Genomic DNA, 19,616 nt, shown 5'->3' with positions numbered 1-19,616 from the left:
CTGCTATATTTGCAATGCCCATTAAATGCATGCCACTAGTGAAGAATGCAATCTTATGAATCGAATGGAAATATGAAAAAGGATTTTCGGATGGAGGAATAAAATATGCAACATAAATATGCAAGAAGAGCCAATGCACTGGAGCCATCTGAAATGCGCTTGATCTTATCTTCTTCAGAACGGCCTGAATTGATTTCGTTTGCGGGCGGACTTCCGGCCTCGGAGCTGTTTCCCATTGAAGAATTGAAGGCAGCAAGCCATGCGGTCCTGACGGATCAGGGAGCTGCGTCTCTGCAATACACATCCACGATGGGGTATATCCCGCTACGACAAGCGGTGATGGAAAGAATGGAAGCCATCGGAATCCAATCGGATTTGCAGCAAGTGATGATCACATCAGGTTCCCAGCAGGCGATTGACCTGACAGGAAGAGTATTTTTGGATGAAGGCGATACCGTCATCTGCGAAAGTCCGACGTATCTTGCGGCCATCAACGCCTTTAACGCCTATCATGCAAATATCGTAGACGTGGAAATGGATGAAGACGGCATGAAGATGGATGCGCTGGAGCGGTGCCTGCAAGAAAATCCGCAGGCTAAATTCATCTACACGATTCCGGATTTCCAGAATCCGACGGGCAGAACACTTGCACTTGAAAGAAGAAAGCGGATGATTGAACTCGCCAATCAGTTCGATGTGCTGATTTTGGAAGACGATCCATACGGCGCCATCCGTTTCTCAGGAACCCCGATTCCGCCCATCAAACAATTTGATACAGAAGGACGCGTCATTTACCTCAGTTCATTTTCGAAAATCTTTGCACCTGGCCTGCGTTTAGGCTGGATTTGTGCAGAAGAAGAAATACTCGAAAAGTACGCTGGTTTCAAAGAATCCGCTGATATGCATACCGACGGCCTGGCGCAGCAGATGACTGCGAAGTATATGGAACTGTATGATCTCGATGCCCATATCGAAACCATCAAAGCCGTCTACAGGGAAAGATATGAAACCATGTTGGATTGCATCGCTAATTATTTCCCTGAAAATATTTCATTCAATAAACCAGAAGGCGGATTATTCATTTGGGCAGAGCTTCCTGACTCCATGAATGCCGGTGACATCGCGTTGAAGTGCATGGAAAATAACGTGGCATTTGTACCAGGTGCACCATTTTACGTCAAAGGAGCACAAAAAAACACGATGCGCCTGAACTTCTCCAATTCTAATCCGGAGCAGATCAAAGAAGGCATGAAGCGCATTGCTGAAGTGCTGCACCGTGAATTCAGTTCAGTGAATCGAGCTATTGAAGAATTAGTCAAATAAACGCTGTGACTCCAGCAGTGAGTCATATTGAAAGAGCCCCTTCCGCAAAGAAGGGGCTCTTTCTGTATAGATTTATAATATCGCTTCTGCGATCACTTTATCCAGCTTCGCCATGAAAATTTTCCTCTATATAAGTTGAAGTAAATAACCTGTAGCAGCCGATATTCCGCAAAACAGCTTCGCTTTCCTGGGGCTTGCACTGAGCTAACTCGGTCTCGTTCCACTTCGACCGAGTGGATCTCAGCACTTCGCTCGAAAGGGAGTTGGAATGCCAACTCCCTTTCTACTCCTCTGGGAGTCTTCGCTGTTTTGCTCCATACCTCCGATCACTTTCTATTAAGAAATACATGCTTAAGTTTTGCGGCTGATAACATGATACACCCTTCTCTACTTCGCGAATCCTGCTATACAATCATCTCATTATCCGACCGGATCCGAATTGCATCCTTTAACAGCTTCTGCAGCAATCCAGCAAAAACCGCAACGACAATACATGCAAAAGAGCCGAGGGCACCCAGCGTGATAATGTGGGTAATGTCCTCACCCCGAATCAGCGCAATCGTCGTCAGTTCGCCGAGTACGATAAACGCGATGACCGCATATGCGCAATACCGGATGAACTTCAGCGACTTCACCGCCATTTCCGAAAACGCCTGGTTCCGGTCGATGTAGGTCAATAACTTGAAAGCCTGGTACATAGCAATAAAGATGGGGATGAAGAACACATAAGCCGAGATCAAAAACGGATACTGCAGATAAGCCGTCTCCGGATGCAGCTTTGCATCCATTGCTGCCATTCCCGGCAACCCGAATACACACAAGGCAAGCACCGCACCGGCAATCAGCAGCAAGACCACTTTCAGGAAGAGCGTAGAAGCTTGTTTGCGTGTCATAGGAAACACTCACTCCGTTCGTTTGTTGGTAAGTAGAATATAGCATGTTATTTATTGAATATCAATAAATAAATGTTGATTTTTAATGCTTTTCAGCAAGATGAAAGAATTTTAGAGATTTCTACATAGAACGAGGAGAATACTTTATCACTATAAATTACTGTGAACAAGCTATAAAATTTTCCAAAAGAAGACAATTAACAACCAAATAATGCTAATATTAAGACATTAGTATCGCTGAGATGTTTTAACCAAAATTTTAAAAGAAATTGTAAGCGCTTGAATTATATATCTGACAGCAATCATTGAATCTGCTGCATCCAGAGAGGCTGAATATCTATGGGGATGACCGAACTAAAAACCTGGAACTTTGATAAAAACACCTTGGAAGGTATCAAGAACGATACTTACTTTGACTATCCGGTGGTTTATTTCTTGAACAACAATACGACGGTATACATCGGCGAAACGGTAGCCTTTAAAAATCGGATGAAGTCACACTTGAGTAATATCGAGCGAAAGAAATTAGAAAAAATGACGCTCATCATCCATGAAGAATTTCACCGGTCGGCTACATACAATATCGAAACCAAACTTATCAATTACTTCTTGGGCGATGATCGCTACAAGCTGCAGAACAAGAGTCAGACTGCGCAAAGCGTCACGCACAACTACCACAACAAGGAATTCTACGACAAAGAGATATTCAATGATATATGGAAAGAACTATTGAAAAGGAAGATGGTTAATAATCCTGCTCACGTAATTGAGAACAGGGATATATTCAAGCTTTCTCCTTTTAAAGAGCTGACGATGACGCAACTTGAGCTAAAAACGAAGATTCTGGAAGTTTGCGAAGAGCATATCGATGACGATGAGACATTTGTCTTCATGGTCCAGGGCGAAGCCGGTGTTGGGAAGAGTGTAGTTCTGAGTTCCGTGTTCAACAGCATCCAGGAGCTGGCGGCTGATAAAAACTCTAACCTTCATAATACAAAGAATTATCTGCTCGTCAATCATTCAGAGATGCTGAAAACGTATAAAAACATCGCTGCCAATGTGAAATTTCTCAAAAAGAATAACTTCGACAAGCCTACAAGCTTCATTAACAAACATAAGAATGCTGCTAAAAAAGCGGATGTTGTCCTGGTCGACGAAGCGCATTTATTGCTGAGCAGAGCCGATGCGTTTAATGGATTCAATGAAGATAATCAGCTGGAGGAAATCATCAAGCACAGCAAAGTCGTCATCGTCGTCTACGATGAAAAACAGGTCTTAAAACTGAAAAGCTATTGGGACAAGGAGCGGCTCAAGAAAATCGTGTCAGGCAATCAAAGAGAAGAGCCCTATGTTTTAAGAGAACAGTTCCGCATGAATGCAGGAGATGATGTAATCAACTGGATCGATAATTTTGTAGAGAAGCGAATTATGGAGCTACCAAAAGATAAGCTGTATGACTTTAAGATATTCGATTCCGCAAAGGAAATGCACGATGCCATAGTGGAAAAGAATGAAGAACACGGCCTCTCCAGAGTGGTTTCTACATTCGATTATGAACATAAGAAAGATGGCGAGCAGTACTACATCAGAGAAGACAGTCTCGAAATCCCTTGGAACTCAACCGATACCAAAAACACCTGGGCAGAAAAGCCGGAGACAATTAAAGAAGCGGGATCTATCTATACGATTCAAGGCTTCGATCTGAATTATGTAGGAGTGATATTGGGTCCATCCGTTACTTATGATAGGCAGAATGATTGTCTGAAGATCGTTACTGAAAGGTACAGCGACACCGAAGCTTTCAGAGGTAAAGAAGGCATTGAGGATGTTGAAAGAGCGAAAGAACAGATCATATTGAATTCGATTAATGTGTTGATGAAGAGAGGGATAAAGGGGCTTTATGTTTATGCGAGTGATGAGGGGTTGAGGGAGCGGCTTTTAGAGTTATAACAGTAAAATATTATATTCTATAAGACAGGAAGCGGACAAACACCTCGATAGCGATTTCGATTTCTAAATTGTCGATTCTCACTCTCTCCATGAAATTTATTAGAAGGTCGTCAAAGAAAAATGCATCGGAATATGCACCGACTTAAGTCATAAAAAGAATCGACGATAACCTTCTAAGGTACATAATGATTGAAGTCAATGACTTTACGATACTATGAAATGATTCGCAGCAACTGAGCCATTCATCCAGAAGATGCCCTAATTGGCTGCACACATATTGTTCAAGGAATTGAAATGATATACGTCTATATCATTATCTGAAACGCATTAACCTATAATCCAAAAACGCAATCGATTCAATTATATTGGAAGAACTTTAAAAAACAAAAAGGCTAGACCATCGAAACCAAAAGGGAAGTACAAAATTGATCTGTTTGGTCAGTAGGTGAGTAATAAGTAAAAAACGCTGATGTAACGGAGAATGAAGAGTTGATATTTTAAATGCATAGACTCAAGGTTAAATAAGAATCTAAAACAAAAAATTCTTGAATAAAAAACATCTTAAATAATTACTATGATTAAGCATTAAAAAAATTAATGTAAGTTTACATAGCTTATGTTAAAAATAGAAAGGATTTTATTAAGAATGGACTACCGAACAAAAAATTTGCCGCATCAATGTCCTCCAGCTGAGGCTAAAGAGCACTTAGTTGAAAATGTTTATAGGTTAGTCAAGTCCGAAAACTTGATCGAAAAAGATTTCTTATCTAATTTAGAAGAAAGTCCTAAAAGAAAGCCCAAAAAAGGACAATCAATTTGTGATCTTCATGCAATATCCTTTTTTAAGTCTAAAAGTGCTGTTATAAACATCCGAAATGGTATCGAAAGTTTCTCTCAAAGAAGAATAGCTATTGGGTCTCTTCAATCTAACTCTGGGGTTCAAACACATGATATAGATGGACATATAAATTTATGGGCTTACAAAACATTTACTTTTAGTGACAAATTCTCGGTGATTAAGGAGAATAAAGTATGATTTCTTTAAATGCTAATGAAATATACCAAGAAAGTGTTATGAAAAATGTATATTTGTACTATGATATGCCTCTTACATATATAAGTGAATACCGTGCTAAAAAGTATATTTTTCATTACATTAATACAGACGAAAATTTTATAGACAGTTGGCTATTCTCGGAAATATCACCTGAAGATCATTATAAATTGCATAATTTACAAGTTAATTTGAGAACGATACTTGATAATTTATATATGAAAAAAAGTTTATATTTAATAAAAACAAATTTTGAAAATGAACTTGATAATATTAACTTATTGACGAAGAATAATTTCAATTTGAGTTACTTTCCTAAAGAAGTTTTTGAAATTAAGTATGATTACTTAAGAAATGAGCAACTTTTAAAGGTTCCTGTTATTACTGGAGATACTATAACTTTGGCATTAAAGGATGAGAAAAATAGGCATTCTATCGACATCGGTAATTTATCAGAAATATTAATTAAATTTAAAAAGTTTTATGAGTCGATTTCTCCGGGAAGCCTTATTGTAAATGCATTACCAGCATCTTCTTTTGGAATAGAGGTTTCTGCAATACAAGACGATATGGATAATATAAGTTTATTCGCAAATGATTCTTTATCTGAAGTTATTGCAATGTTTGAAAATACAATAAATGTTGATTCAGAAGATTTGACTAGAAATATTGAGTCAATAGCTCAAAAGTACAGTAGAAATTCATTAATAAAATATAATGCATTTTTAAGTAGCCTTAAAAGTAAAAATTTCAGTTTAGATTTGAAAGATCAGAATAAAAACACTCTAATTAATTTCCGGAATGAAGACTATATAGTGATAAAAGAAATTGATAAGTTTATAAGTAGAAAATTATTAGAAGAAAAACAGGTAGTGATAATAAATGGCATCTTACAATCAATTAATATCAATACAAAAACATTTTCAATACAAGACGACAAAAATGTTTTCTACTCAGGTAAAATCGATAAAAATTATATTAAAACTATTACTTTCCAAGTACCTAGTATTGTAAAAGTCACTTGTGAGATGGAATCAAAAATAAATTCGAATGATGAAGTATTCAATAACTACACTTTAATTCAAATAGATGAGATAGAAAAAGACTAACTACGAAAGTAGCTACATTATCCAGCAATTTTTAAAATTAGCCTTAAATAAAAGAAAAATAAAGAATTAAAAACTTATCCGATTTAGAGTGGGAATATGATCATAGGAACTGAAATTCTTTCTTAGAAGGGGGAGAAGGTAAATGGAATTGCTAAATAACGAAGAAATAGTAAATGAAATAAGGACTCTCTACGATGCAAATTTTAAAAGCGAATATATCACTGCGAAGAATGAATTAGAAAAAATCTTTGAAGAAGTTTTAAAACTAAATAGAAATAAACATAACTTGTCTTTCGTTAACTCTGTTCACGAAGGTGATTATTATAAATTTTCAAATAGAGTTAAAAAGGAAAATAGTATAGGTGAAAAGTTAATTAGAAATAGCGATTTACTCGTCTTAAAAGAAAAATACGAATTAAATACAAGAGAATTAATAAAAGAAAAAGAGGAGGAACTTAAAGTTTTTTTAAAAGAATATCACGATATAATCGGAATAAAAATTTTAGGTGAACTAATTGTAGATTCTGTTAACATTTTTAATTTGATTAAAGAAAACTTGAAATTATTAGAGGATAAAGGAGTAACTTTGGCAGGTATAGATAAACAACCGAAAGAAATGAAGAATGGTCTACCAATTTATAAAATTCAAGCTCGATACAAAGATGAATTTTATTTTGAATTACAAATTAAGAGTCAACTTCAATCTGCTTGGGGTGACATGGAGCATCAACAATTCTATAAAAATTATGATTATAGTTTAGTGAAGAATTCAGCCAAAAGTATGATGAATAGAGTCGGGAAATTAATAGAAGAAGTAGACCATGTCTTATATAGTATCAGATCTGCTAGTAATAATAACCCGAGTGAGGAAGCATACTTTGCTTTTATTACAATGGTTCAAAAAGAGTATACAGAAAAAATAAGAGAAGTAATCAAAATTTCACCAGAAAGAAATTTAATGGAAATTTCATTGATTTTATTTAAAATTAAAGATTATATATCACCTAGATTCGATCTAGTGAATGACCAAGATTTACTAGAGCTTAACAATACAGTCAACATAGATGATATAAACTCCTATATGAAAAACTTTATGAAATTAAAGAAAACAAATTTCAGCATGCAAATTCTAGAAATGATAATTTTAGTTTGGATGAGAACAGTTGATAAATTCAATAATACTGCCGAATCTTACATAGATGCTATTGAATTATTTTTCAATTATTACAAAGAAATAATAATAGATACATTTGAAATTGATGAAGAGCAAAATGAATACATTTATTATTATGTTGACCAAATATTAAGTTTAGTTTCAGATGAGAAATTATTTTTTGAACCTGAGAAATTTAAAAGTATTATAGAGTATCATAAACTTTCATATGAACTCTATACTGAAAATAATGATGAAGATGAAAAAGAATATATATCTGAGAATACTGTGAAAATAATAACTGTTTTATTTGGCGTCTATAAAATAGAAAATAGTTTTGAAAATATTCACCTAATTTCTGAAGATCTGCTTACAGAATCTACATTATTAGTAACTCATTTTACGAATATACAAAACAATATTAATAGACTTAGATTGAGAAACGAAAATAGATATAATGAATTGAAAGAGATAATAGAAATAAATAAAGAAATTATTGATAAAGTTTTGAAAAAAGGAGGGGAAAGTTAATGGATTTAATTGCTCATAAATACTTCCAACATGACCAAAAGTATTATAGTTTAGTAATGAAACTTGAAGACATAAAAAGAACTTCTGAAGTACTAATATATGGAGAAAATAAATATGGATATCAAAGAAGATTGAATGAAAAGCATTACACAGATATAAAAAATACATTAATAAAAAATAGAGAAATCTTACCCACTTCAATTATTTTAAGTGTAAATGAAGAGGATATAATCAACTATGTTGAAAAACATGAAAGTTTTCATAACGTAGTATATCTAAGAATTCCAGATGAAAAAATATTTAGAATTGTAGATGGACAACATAGAATTGAAGGTTTATATGAGGCCTCACATCATAACGTTGATTTTCTAGACTTTTTGTTAAATGTAATCATCTTAATAGTTCCAAGTGAAAAGCGAGTGACAGAAGTACATGTTTTTAATGATATAAATGCAAAGGCAAAAAAGCTTCAAACTGATCTAACCCTGTTAGCTATCCATAATTACCAAATATTAGGTCAAAGTAAAATTTCCGATATTAATGAATTAATTGATCATATAAGTGTAAAGGTGGCTTATTTCTTAAACGAACCAGCAGACGAGGTAGGATCCCAAGTGTGGGAAAAAGCAATAAAATTTGGGTTTAATAATAAAAACGCATCTATTGGGATTGTGGGAGTAGCTGCTTTTAGAAATTCGATAAAAAATATAGTTAAATTATATATAAAAGATAATAATCCGTATTATGAAATAGAGGATATGGAGGAAGTAATACAATTAGCAAATAAACATGCGATGGAAATTGCATGGTTTATAAAAGAAACTTGGGAATCTATTGAAAATAAGTGGCCACTCTGTTTTGAGATACAAAGTGTTAACGATTATAATCAAATAGTAGAGTACTTTTATGATAAAAGTTATTATATTCAAAAAACTACTGGAATAAATGCTTTGCACAACATTCTAGTAGAATCCCTTGAAAAATTCGGTTTCACTATTGATACAATTAATGATTTCACAAAAAATATTAACGCTAGTAATCTTACCGAAGAAGATTGGGTGGTAGGCGGAGTATTTTCGGGCCTTACTTCTCAATCAGGATTTAAAAAAGCTACAAATATTATTAAGGGAATAATTTAGAGGTATAAAATAACACTAGTAAAACGTGTCTTCGAGAAATCGTGTCCTTGAAAAAGAAACAATTTTAAACCAATTTAAAAACACAATATAAATTATACTTTATACTTATCCACACTGGTTACATCAACATTTCGAGTGTGGTTTTTTCATTTTTTAGATTTAAAAATTTATAAGAATTGTGTTGGTCTTTAGAAATTGAAATAATTAGATTAGAAACGGAGGGGAAATATGAAATTTACTTATCCTTGTTATAAGACGTTAATAAAGGAACTAGGATATCTCGATTCAATAATCGAATTAAATGAAGTATCAAAAAGAGATTTTTTATTTCATTCTGGGGATCAAGGTGACTTTAGTCAGTTTTTAAAAGAAAAATCTCGAAAATATAAAATAAGAGTCGATTTTAACGATGTCCCTCAAGAATTTAATGCGATTATATCAAGAAGTTATATCACTCAAGTTTCTCAGTGTTTCGAAGAATTTCTTATAAAATTTAAAGAGGAATGTAAAAAGATCAAAGGAATTTCGTGGGTGGAACAAGAAAAAGAATCGAGACTTGAAACTGCTTTTAAATCTATTGCGAAGAGTATGAAAAAAGAAGAGGTTGTAGAGTATAATATTTGTAATTATTATAGACTAATTCGTAATTCCTCTTTGCATAGTAAAGATATAAGAAGTCTAGAGAAAGTTAATAAAGAACATCAAAGAATATTAGAAAATGGAGAAGTAAAAATAAAATATACTAATTTAAATGCCCCAAATGGATTTCAAGAAATTAGTTTCGATGATTTTCTTCTATACTCGAGAGCTGTTAAGAATCTAGCATTGCAGTTTTGTGAGCTAGCTTATCCCAATGTAGAAAACATTGTAAACTTAGTAGATATAAATAAATACGCAAAGTATTCAAATAAACCGGGGAGGATAGAAAAAGCAATTAAAACTGAGTTGAAGTCTACCTATGGAATACAAGAAAAAGACGCAAAATTAGTGCTAAAATTAGTTGAAGGAATAACGAAACAAAGTTAAAATTAGTTTATATTTATCTGGTTCGCTTAGTGGTAAAGCACCCCCCTCCATTGCTTCATGAAAAGTTCGTGAGTCAATGAAGGGGGAGCCTGTGGTTCGAATCCACAGCCAGATATTAATTTCCTTTAACTTGCTCACTATACGAAATCGTTGTTCTCGATACTTCGACGCGATTTTATACATGAAAAATCTCGGTTCTGGGAAAAAATTCAAAACGAATTTGACAATACACTACAATTGTAAAATCGCCTCCCTGTGTCAAACCCATTTCAATTTATTAACTACAATTGCATTACAAAATAGCCGAATTCATTAACCTCAAGGGTTGGCGAATTCGGCTTTCGTGTTTTATCTAAGAAGTAGAGTATTCCTAATTGCTCGCGACACAGGGACAATCTGGGGACTGTTGGAAAAGGAATACCCAATTCTCCGGGGAACAGTAACACACCCCCTTGCCACCCCCGAAAAACCCCGCTACGATTAAAGAAAAGTTGATGAATCGAGGGGATGACATGGTCGGACGAAATGATCCGTGTCCGTGTGGGAGCGGGAAGAAGTATAAGAAATGCTGCGGCCGGGAAGAAGCGGTGGATCTGCAGCAGGTGATTGATGCGGAACTGGAAACTATTATGATGGGATTTGCGGAACAGGGGCTGGAGCCGAAGGAGTTTCATGAATTGAATCAGCGTTTCGACAAGTGGCAATCGGTTTTATCAGACGTTTTTAACACAGATATGATTGAAGCGATGGCTTTCGAATCGTATGTGTTCCATGACCGTGTGGAAATATGGAAAGACTATCTCGGCCGCCAAAAGAAAACGCAGAAACGAAAGCGGGTACTGGACGTGCTGGAATTGTGGCAAGAGCCCTTCTACATGCTTGTCGAAGTTCAGGCAATCGAGAACGGGATTCTTCAGTTGCGTGATAAAGTGACGGGAGAAATCCATCAAATGGTGAATACAGGGTGGGGCGAAAAGGGGCGAATGGCTTTTCGGGGTCTTTTTGAGGAGTCTGCGTGACGGCAAGCCGGCTATGCAGCCAGCAGAAGGGTTGATTACAATTCCGGCTTTTCAGCAGACAGTCATTGAAGAACTGGCTGCCCGTCTGAAAAAAGGGGTCAGCGATCCGCTGGACTTGTACCGCTCTTTTGTGGAATCGATTCCAAAGCTGGACCTGACACCGTTTCAGGAAGAAGTCATGGGGCTGGTCAGCGGGTTTATTGATGACTACGGCTTGAAAAATGAAGCGATCGAAGGCATTGCGTTTGCGTTTCTGAAGGAAGTGCCTGTGAAGGCGCGGAAACCGGAAGGCGTGGCAGCGGGAATACTGCAGGCGGCAAGTGATTTCGGACTGTTTGAAGAAATTTACTTGACTCAGCAGATCATCGCGGAAGAGCTCGGAACAACCGTTGGCACCCTGTCGAAATACAGAGACATGGTCGGCAAGTTTGTGATCGAACGGGTGGACAAGGATGAAAATGCTCAACCTATGGATCAACAACAATATCGGCAGCCCTATATCATGCCGGAAGTTGTCACAGAGATGGGGACTGATCCCCGGCTGACGGAGCGGGGGCTGTGGGAAACGTTGATGCGTATGACATATGCGGATTCGGAAGCTGAAATGAATAAAATCCTGCAGCAGCCGAATCAGAAATTCACGCCGAAAACGGATGCGGAACGAGCCCAGCAGCTATGCTACGAAGCGTTTGAAAAGGACGGCAAAGAACGCGAACGGCTGGCGCGGGAAGCGCTCGAACTGGATCCGAAAAGCGGCGACGCGAATTTGCTGATGGCGGAATTTGTGGAGCACGATGTTGAGAGCTGCATTATTTAAATGCTTTGAACACCGGCTACCGGACCTTCGATAACAGTTTCGACGTGCTCTGGGGCTATGTGCCGAACCGGCCGTTCCTGCGGGCTTTATTTTCATATGGTGCCTGGCTGATGGAGCAGGGCAGATACGACAAGGCGATTGAACAGCTGACGGAGATCATGGATAAGAATCCGCTCGACCACCAGGGCGCGAAATGGCTGCTCCTGAGCGCTTATATCCATGCGGGAAAATGGGAGCAGGCGGGTGAATTCATAGACGGCTTTGCTCTGGAGGACAATACAGGAATCGGCATGTATTTCCACTATCTATCTGATCTGCATACCGGCGTTCTGAAACCTCACGAAAGGAGCCAAATGAAACAATTCATCAAGAAGCGCAATCCGCATCTTTTCAAACTGCTGAAAGAAGGCAAGAAGCCGGGTGCTTTTCCGAGGCGGCTCAGTCTGCAGGAGGGGAATAAGGATGAGGCGCAGCTAATTTATTGGTTGATTTATGGGATTTCGGAAGTTGATGGGTTTATGGGGTGAGGGGCACGTGGGTAACTCACAACAATGTGCAAAAAACTCTTAATCATACTGCTAGTGCATAACAATAGAAATCGTCTCCTTGGGAAAGAAAAAATTCTAAACGATTTTAACTATTCACCGCAATTGTATACAAAAAATACTCCATCCCTGTGAATATCTAGTTTCAGGAGAAGGAGTTTCACTGTTTATGCAAAAATTGAAATTGTCATGAATTGCGCTGCTCACAGAGAAGCGCAATAATTAATTCAAAGTTTAAAGTAGACGTCATTGATTCTGATAAGGGATGAAAAAGCTAGCATATTTACTTGGTTTGGAGAAAAAAGGAGTTTTACAATAAAAATGACCTAAGCAATCAAAACTTCAATGAGACAGGAGAGAAGAGAGATGGAAAATTCCAATAGATTCCTTGCTGCCTTCAATCGAATTGAACAGTTTATGAACAATGGAAATTCGAGCGAAAGATATATTACTTTCGCCCAGTTAGTGGAAACTCAAGCAAAAAGTAACGTCGCCGTAAAACGAAATGTAGATCGATTACACAAATTTGCAAAACTTCGAAATGCCATTGTCCATCAATCCACTAATGGAGCTTATGCGATAGCTGAGCCTCACCAATCAATTGTCGATGAAATTGAAAAAATTGAAAAAGAATTAACAAACCCACCAAAAGTATTAACTCATTTTAAGAAGGAAGTGGAAACATTTAAGCACAATAATTCAATTGTTGAAGTACTAAAGGTAATACGAGAGAGGGACTATACTCAGTTTCCTGTTTATCAGGAAAAAAAATTCATTGGCTTATTAACTGAGAACGGCATCACGAAATGGCTAGCAAGAAATATTGAAGAAGATATCATTTCTCTCGAAGAGACTAACCTTATAGATATCCTGGAATTTGAAGAAGAGGTAGATAACTATATTTTTATTGGAAAAGAACTAACTGTATACGAAGTTGAGGAGATATTTAAAGATTTTCCTCATACGAGAGAGAGGCTGGATGCTTTATTAATTACTCATTCAGGTAAAAAAACAGAAAGTTTGCTAGGCATCATTACAACCTGGGATATCCTTCAATTTTATAAATCATAAATCGCTCCCCAACTATATTAAATAGATAAACGACAATACAAAGAACCTTCAATAAATCAGATCCCAAGGAAAGAAACAATTCTAAACGATTCTGACTATGCACTACAATTTATAATAAACAGACTGCCTAAGCTATAAAATTAGAGGTTCTTTCGGCGCATGCTGCATTTTATTCAAGCTTATAAATTGTTTGAGAGCTGTGTCGTTCCTGGGGTAGTGGAATTAACAGAAACTTAATTGCTGGAAACGCAAGGCTTAAAGAAAGGGGGTATTTCTGTTGAAAAAGATAATGAAATTATTATGAATTGTACCGACTCCAAGGCAGCGGAATTCAAACCGACCGCACTTGCAGCATTTCAAAATGCAGTCGGCTTCATCTATATGTAATATTTATATATTAATAATCTCCTTCTAAGAAAGCAGGTGGTTGTTTCTATGCTTTGGTTAAATGAATTTGAAAGTATATTATCTTTCCTTTATGAAATTATTAAAGTAAATTCTATTGATCTTTGATAGATACTTAATTAAATCTTCTGATGTCTCTAAAGAAATTAGATGAGAATTGATTTCGGGTGATGTTCTAAAAAATTTTGATTCTTTTTTAAGCTCAAATACAATAGTAGATTCTTGCTTAACTCTTTGTCTAGCTTCTTCTCTCAATTTATTCAAAAGTGTTTCCCATCTCGTGAACTGTGTAGTAAGTTTCTTTAATTTGGATTTATTTTTAGGATTATTGTTATTAGTATCGACTAATTCATTTTTGTAATTTTTAACAATGTAAAAAGATTCGTTAATTGCATCTATAAAAGCTTCAAAATCAACATCAGGCTTTATAAGTGTTTGATAAAGTATCTCATACTTGTCATTAATGTCATTTTTAGATTTTAGTGTTTTATCAAAATTGTCGATTTTATTCTGTATAGTTTCGCCTGCCTTTTTTTCTATTATTTTTCCAACTTCTTTTTTGCTAAATTCAAGAACTTTTTCCTTCGTGATGAATTTACCAGCAAATTCACCCAACTTATTCAGCTTCAAATTACCTACCTCCAAATAGTTTCCGAAATTTTTTGTAAAATAATCTTTATTTGAATAATAACACTGTGCCGATTGTATTATAAGATGTCATCCATAATTAATTTGTATATAATAAATGAACTTGGGATTAGGGAATTAATACCCGATGTCAAACTTAATTCATTTCAATAAAAATCGCGTTCCAAGGAAAGAAACAATTCCAAACGATCTTGTCAATGCACTATAATTTATAATCCATGCATAACCATACTTGCTGCATCAGTATTGTGTGTAGCTTCTTTATTTTTATTCATCAGTATAAATTGTTTGTGAATTGTTCCGCTCCCAGGGAAGCGAGATGATTAATTCTGAAAATTTTTTTGAAGATTTTACCTTTAATGGTACGATAAAAAGAAAAATGGGGTTTGAGATTTGAGAGAAGTAATAATAGCTTTAATAAGTTCATCTATAACGATTGTTATCACTAGTTTCTTTAATTATCATTTTCTAATTCGAAAAGAAACTAGGATGCAAGCCAATTCATATAAAGTAGAAATTTTACAGAAGTTATACATGCCCTTAATGAAAGAAGTTAATAAGGCTTATCATCCTCTAGATGGTTACTTAGGATTGAATGGTGAAGAATTCCATGCAGTTGATAATATTATAAAAAATAATTATCAGTATGTAAGTCCAGACTTAGCTTTGATTCATCAAATGTTAATTGAAGAATATTATCTTATCGGTACAGGATATCCAGCCAACTTTCTAGATGAAGAAAAATACTTAAGAAACCATTTAGAGTACAATTTTAATTTCTATAGAAAAGAGTTAGGGTTACCGTATAATAAAGTTGAAATGAAGAAAGCATTAACAGAAGCACCAATAAAAAACGGCAAAATAAAAGAGCACAAGCTGGTGAAGGATAATGAGTGACAATCGAAATTATGCAGTATTCTATGTAGTGATTGGAGCACTGATAATAATTATCCTTTCTTTAGTCTTCACCTTGTATAATGAAGGATTCATAATCTTTCCTCAATGGGTAATAGAAGCTATAATAGTTGGTTTGTTTACTCTTACAGGTGCAGGAACAGGAGCCTTCTTAGCTGGACAGTTTACTTTAAAGTCAGTTAATAACCAAATCGAACATTCAAAAGCAGAAGCAGAAAGAACTAAAGAAGCTAATAACAATAATGCTTTGCGAATTTTAGACTACTTACTTGAAGATTTATTTGGAGTTCTAAGCTATGCAGTTATCCCTTTCAAAGAAAGGATTACTCAGCCGATATTATTGAAAAAATCTATCAATGAGTTAGATGAGCCTATAAAAAAAATTGAGACTGTTTTACAAAATACGGAACTATTAGCAAAAATATCTGATGAATATATCATAGAAATTCCTAGCAAGATTAGAATGCAGATTTCACATTTAAAAAATATTCTTAAATCAGTTAATGAGCATAATTTCACGTTTACAGAAGAATACGTTAAAACTATCTCAGAAAACTTAGTTTTAGTAAATGAAGGACTACAAACCGTAAGAGATAATATTAAAATAATCACGGAAAACACTTCAGCAAATCGCTGAGGTTTTTTTTTGCGCAAAATTAATCACTGAGGAATGAAAGATGGAAAAATATAAGATTAAAAAAATTGAAGAATTAAACGGTGAGCTAATTATAAAATCACCTCCCTGGGAAAGAAACAATTCTAAACGATTTTGACAATACACTACAATTTATACTCTATACATAACCACACCTACTGCATCAACATTTCAATTAAAATCGCTTCCCTGTGTAAAAAACAATTCTAAATGGTTCTGAATATGCACTAAAATTTATAATTTGTAAACTAACTGATCTATAAAATCAGCATTTCTAGCGGCGTTGTTGCGGTCTATTCAAGCTTCTAAATTTGTGGGCTTGTGTCTGGTTCTAGGAAAGCATAAGAAAAAAAAGCCGCACATTGAAGTGCGGCTTTCAGTATTTAATTTGAAACAGGTAAATCAATTTTGGTTGCTTAGTTAGTTATTTCAAATTCAATATTTTGTGCATCTGTTAGTGTTTCATAACTCTCAGTTACCATTGATTCACTTATAACGATTCGAACTTTTTCTACTTTAGCTGGATCGGTCTTAATCACAACTCCAACTTCACCGGTTTTGCTTACGGTTCCGTAATAATCTGGGTCTTGTGCTTCATCATAATCAATGAAGTCTTTCCAATCATATGCAACGTCAATTTTTTCTTGTTTACCTTCTGAAAACAAAACGATTTCATTAATTCCATTAAAAGTAATGTCTTGGTCAGAAGTATTTTCTGCTGTGTATGCAATATAGAAATAATTGAATTCAGATCCTATTGGTTCGTCAGTATACATATTATTTATGTTAAACTGCTGATCTTCTGAGACATTCATTGCTTTCTTGAACGACACTTGATCCAATGTAACGTTTACAGGACTTGCATCATATTTTTTGTTTTCAGTCACAACTGATAATACTTCGGAAGTTTGCTCAGGCACTTCTTCTTCTATTACTTCGGTTTCTTCTGTTTCTGACCAAGAGTCACTTCCTTCTGAGCTGAACATATCCTCTAATTGAGAAATGTTAGCAAAAATAGCTTCCTCTAAATTTTCATCATCCACGATTTTGAAGTTACCTTCTTCGTCTTTCTCCAAGTTAAATTCAACAGTACGTGTAACAAGTGGAGCATCTTCTGCAGTCATATATTTGACCATGATTTTTTCGGTCATTTCTTCCATAGCCTTTTCAGATTCTGCAGTTTCTTCATCAAAAGCACTGGCAAAAGCCAAAGGCATGATTTCAGCCATTGTACTGGTTAGAACACTTCCCATATCAACGGAAGTAATTTCAGCTTTTATAACGGCTTTATTGTCATCGGCTGATACTTCTTCAAGCTTTTCGAACTCGTATTTATTTGAAATGTTTTCAAATATGCTAGCTGCCAGTTCTTCATCAAATTCCTCGTCTGATTCCTGATCAGTAACCAGACTTTCAGTACCGCCTTGAACATACGAACCTGCTTTTTCAAACTCATTCTTTTGAATGGCGGACAAAAAGTCATCTACGGTAGTAGTGGGATTTGCCGAACCACAACCTGCTAATAATACTGAAACTAGACCGATAAATATCAAACTAAATAAACTTTTACTTCTCATTTTTATTATCCCATCTCTCTTTTTTACTATAATGTATAACAAATAGTACCACTTTTTGGATAGAAATGGAATGTTATTTGTGATTTTTGTAATTGTATATTAATTAGGTAGAAGATCATTTTGAAATTAAGATCCATAAATACTCAAAAAATAATACGTGTATTTTTGTAAATACGACAGGTATTAGTCATACACAAACTTCTTTAAGTTTAACGTAGAGAGAAGAATGGCTTCACGAGAATGACCACAAGTTAACAAAACATGGAAAGGATAGAAGCACAAGTGCGTTAAGGTAAAAAAATCCAAGTAGATGCTGTTAAAAAAGTCTTAAATGGTATAATACTCCTAATAAGTCAGAATAGTTAGGAGTTTTAACTTGGAGCTATTTGCTGTTTTACCAGACCGTTTTTTTACATTATTGGTTGGCAAGCATCGAAATATATATGCAGAAGCCGTCTTAGAATTGTATGAACAATTCAAACTAAGTCGTGTCGGAATCGATTATGAAATTATGCGTGATTTGTTTCAGGAGTTAATAGAAACAAAAGAAGAGGGCGGCATTTTTTTCGAAGTGGAAGAAGAGGGTGTCGTTGAAACACGGGAAAGTGAAAATTATCGATCGAAAGCAAATGCGTTGCTGAGAAAATTACAGCAGTTGGCTTGGATTGATGTTGAAACGAGAGATAATTTCAGGCATTCAATTGTACTGCCGCATTACACGATAAGAATGCTTGGCGTAATGCAGGAATTATGTGAAGCACGAAGTGTAGAATTCCAGGGATATGCGTTAAATACATATAATCTTTTAATCTCAGAAGAGATGGAAAGACAACCCAGTCTGGCAATCTTTCAAGCCGAGTCTGTCACCGGTCAGTTACTGGAAGAGTTGCGAATCCTCATCAATAATATGAAAAATCAAATGGAACAAGTGGTTGCCAAGCAAACCTTGCAGGAAGTCCTTGATCACCATTTCGATATATACATGAAAAATATTGTTGATCGCAGTTATCACCGTTTAAAAACGTCTGACCATGTAGCAAGGTATCGAAACCGAATAATTGAAGTGGTTCAAGAATGGCTTTTGGACAGGGAATTATTTGAGACGGCGGTAGTAGATGCTATGGAAAATGGCACATTTGAAGATAAAGAATCTGCGGAGCAGAAATTGCGTCAAGCTTTGCAGTTCATAGAAGAAGCATATGAAAGTCTGGATGAATTATATGAACAAATCGATATACGCCATCATCAATATCTAAAATCATCTTATGATCGAGCACGTTATTTAACTCAGCATAATCAAGGGATCGGCCAGCAAATTGCTAAACTCCTGGAGAGTCGAAGCCTACTGGAAGGGGAGTGGGATAACGCCATGGAGGAAGTTCTTCAACTTCACACAACACAGCTGCTGTCTGAGAGTTCATTGCTTACCCCGCGTGGTAAAAAAGCCGTACATGAACCAATGAAGCATACCGTAATTGCTGTATCGGAAGAAGTGAAAAATGCAGTCCGTACAAAAAACCTGAAAAAATTAGAAGCAGCGATTACCAGAGAAAAGATTGATCGTTATGTATTGGACCGTCTGGCTGATAGAAGTGAAATGGGAATCGCAGAATTAGTGCCACGTACAATCGAAGAGTATGTTTATCTGCCTTTCGTTTACTTATATGGTTACGAAAAGAAGTCTTCTTATTCTTTGATCAGGAAACAGGAAGACCGAATATTGCACATCGGCCATTACAGATTCATAGACCGCATGATAATTCGAAAAGCCGGAAAGGGGAGTTAA

At 35.6% G+C, this 19,616-nt stretch carries 17 protein-coding genes and 1 tRNA gene; 15 read left to right on the top strand and 3 right to left on the bottom strand.

Annotated elements, in window-relative coordinates; genetic code table 11:
- The first annotated feature begins 105 nt into the window (after positions 1-105).
- Positions 106-1,323 carry an aminotransferase-like domain-containing protein gene (locus AC2Q9J_RS14125; protein ID WP_499040910.1) on the top strand — a complete coding sequence of 406 codons (1,218 nt, stop codon included), beginning with the start codon at positions 106-108 and terminating at the stop codon, positions 1,321-1,323.
- 404 nt (positions 1,324-1,727) lie between these two features.
- Here the strand turns inward: AC2Q9J_RS14125 and AC2Q9J_RS14120 are convergent, their stop codons facing one another.
- On the bottom strand, positions 1,728-2,216 hold the full coding sequence (locus tag AC2Q9J_RS14120; RefSeq protein ID WP_499040908.1) for a DUF2975 domain-containing protein: 489 nt from the start codon (positions 2,214-2,216) through the stop codon (positions 1,728-1,730).
- 345 nt (positions 2,217-2,561) lie between these two features.
- Between AC2Q9J_RS14120 and AC2Q9J_RS14115 the strand changes: the two genes are divergently transcribed.
- The 11 genes from AC2Q9J_RS14115 to AC2Q9J_RS14065 all read left to right on the top strand — a co-directional run bounded on the left by AC2Q9J_RS14115 (position 2,562) and on the right by AC2Q9J_RS14065 (position 13,630).
- On the top strand, positions 2,562-4,166 hold the full coding sequence (locus AC2Q9J_RS14115; RefSeq protein WP_499041071.1) for a DUF2075 domain-containing protein: 1,605 nt from the start codon (positions 2,562-2,564) through the stop codon (positions 4,164-4,166).
- A 646-nt stretch (positions 4,167-4,812) separates the two neighbouring features.
- A complete protein-coding gene (locus AC2Q9J_RS14110) occupies positions 4,813-5,202 on the top strand; it encodes a hypothetical protein (RefSeq protein ID WP_499040906.1) in 390 nt (129 codons plus the stop codon).
- Positions 5,199-6,329: a hypothetical protein gene (locus AC2Q9J_RS14105; RefSeq protein WP_499040905.1), complete on the top strand. Its 1,131-nt coding sequence runs from the start codon at positions 5,199-5,201 to the stop codon at positions 6,327-6,329. The genes AC2Q9J_RS14110 and AC2Q9J_RS14105 overlap by 4 nt, the downstream gene beginning before the upstream one ends.
- 142 nt (positions 6,330-6,471) lie before the next feature.
- Complete coding sequence (locus AC2Q9J_RS14100; protein WP_499040903.1) at positions 6,472-8,013, top strand: RelA/SpoT-related domain-containing protein; 1,542 nt, start codon at positions 6,472-6,474, stop codon at positions 8,011-8,013.
- On the top strand, positions 8,013-9,152 hold the full coding sequence (locus tag AC2Q9J_RS14095; RefSeq protein ID WP_499040902.1) for a DGQHR domain-containing protein: 1,140 nt from the start codon (positions 8,013-8,015) through the stop codon (positions 9,150-9,152). Before AC2Q9J_RS14100 ends, AC2Q9J_RS14095 begins: the two co-directional genes overlap by 1 nt.
- A 228-nt stretch (positions 9,153-9,380) precedes the next feature.
- A complete protein-coding gene (locus AC2Q9J_RS14090; protein WP_499040900.1) occupies positions 9,381-10,178 on the top strand; it encodes a hypothetical protein in 798 nt (265 codons plus the stop codon).
- A gap of 15 nt (positions 10,179-10,193) precedes the next feature.
- Positions 10,194-10,293 (top strand) — tRNA-OTHER (locus AC2Q9J_RS14085).
- Between the two features lie 397 nt (positions 10,294-10,690).
- A complete protein-coding gene (locus AC2Q9J_RS14080; RefSeq protein ID WP_499040898.1) occupies positions 10,691-11,197 on the top strand; it encodes a YecA family protein in 507 nt (168 codons plus the stop codon).
- Positions 11,181-12,014 carry a hypothetical protein gene (locus AC2Q9J_RS14075; RefSeq protein ID WP_499040897.1) on the top strand — a complete coding sequence of 278 codons (834 nt, stop codon included), beginning with the start codon at positions 11,181-11,183 and terminating at the stop codon, positions 12,012-12,014. The genes AC2Q9J_RS14080 and AC2Q9J_RS14075 overlap by 17 nt, the downstream gene beginning before the upstream one ends.
- A 44-nt stretch (positions 12,015-12,058) precedes the next feature.
- Positions 12,059-12,541, top strand: a complete 483-nt coding sequence (locus AC2Q9J_RS14070; RefSeq protein WP_499040895.1) for a tetratricopeptide repeat protein — start codon at positions 12,059-12,061, stop codon at positions 12,539-12,541.
- A gap of 384 nt (positions 12,542-12,925) precedes the next feature.
- A complete protein-coding gene (locus AC2Q9J_RS14065; protein WP_499040893.1) occupies positions 12,926-13,630 on the top strand; it encodes a CBS domain-containing protein in 705 nt (234 codons plus the stop codon).
- Between the two features lie 465 nt (positions 13,631-14,095).
- On the opposite strand, the gene AC2Q9J_RS14060 is transcribed toward AC2Q9J_RS14065, so the two are convergent.
- Positions 14,096-14,665 (bottom strand): hypothetical protein, encoded by a 570-nt coding sequence (locus AC2Q9J_RS14060; protein ID WP_499040891.1) that lies wholly within the window; start codon positions 14,663-14,665, stop codon positions 14,096-14,098.
- Between the two features lie 411 nt (positions 14,666-15,076).
- On the opposite strand from AC2Q9J_RS14060, the gene AC2Q9J_RS14055 reads away from it, so the two are divergent.
- Entirely contained in the window at positions 15,077-15,580 is a 504-nt protein-coding gene (locus AC2Q9J_RS14055; RefSeq protein WP_499040889.1) for a hypothetical protein, read from the top strand.
- On the top strand, positions 15,573-16,235 hold the full coding sequence (locus AC2Q9J_RS14050) for a hypothetical protein (protein WP_499040888.1): 663 nt from the start codon (positions 15,573-15,575) through the stop codon (positions 16,233-16,235). Before AC2Q9J_RS14055 ends, AC2Q9J_RS14050 begins: the two co-directional genes overlap by 8 nt.
- Before the next feature lie 434 nt (positions 16,236-16,669).
- Here AC2Q9J_RS14050 and AC2Q9J_RS14045 read toward each other — a convergent pair whose 3' ends face one another.
- The gene (locus AC2Q9J_RS14045) at positions 16,670-17,830 is read right to left on the bottom strand and encodes a hypothetical protein (RefSeq protein ID WP_499040886.1); all 1,161 of its coding nucleotides are present in this window, start codon (positions 17,828-17,830) and stop codon (positions 16,670-16,672) included.
- Positions 17,831-18,206: 376 nt separating this feature from the next.
- On the opposite strand from AC2Q9J_RS14045, the gene AC2Q9J_RS14040 reads away from it, so the two are divergent.
- Positions 18,207-19,616: a Wadjet anti-phage system protein JetA family protein gene (locus tag AC2Q9J_RS14040; RefSeq protein ID WP_499040884.1), complete on the top strand. Its 1,410-nt coding sequence runs from the start codon at positions 18,207-18,209 to the stop codon at positions 19,614-19,616.

Source organism: Planococcus sp. RAB007_Raresut (assembly GCF_057369535.1).
Note: the sequence above shows the minus strand (reverse complement) of the source record. Positions and strands in the feature narration are given on the sequence as shown.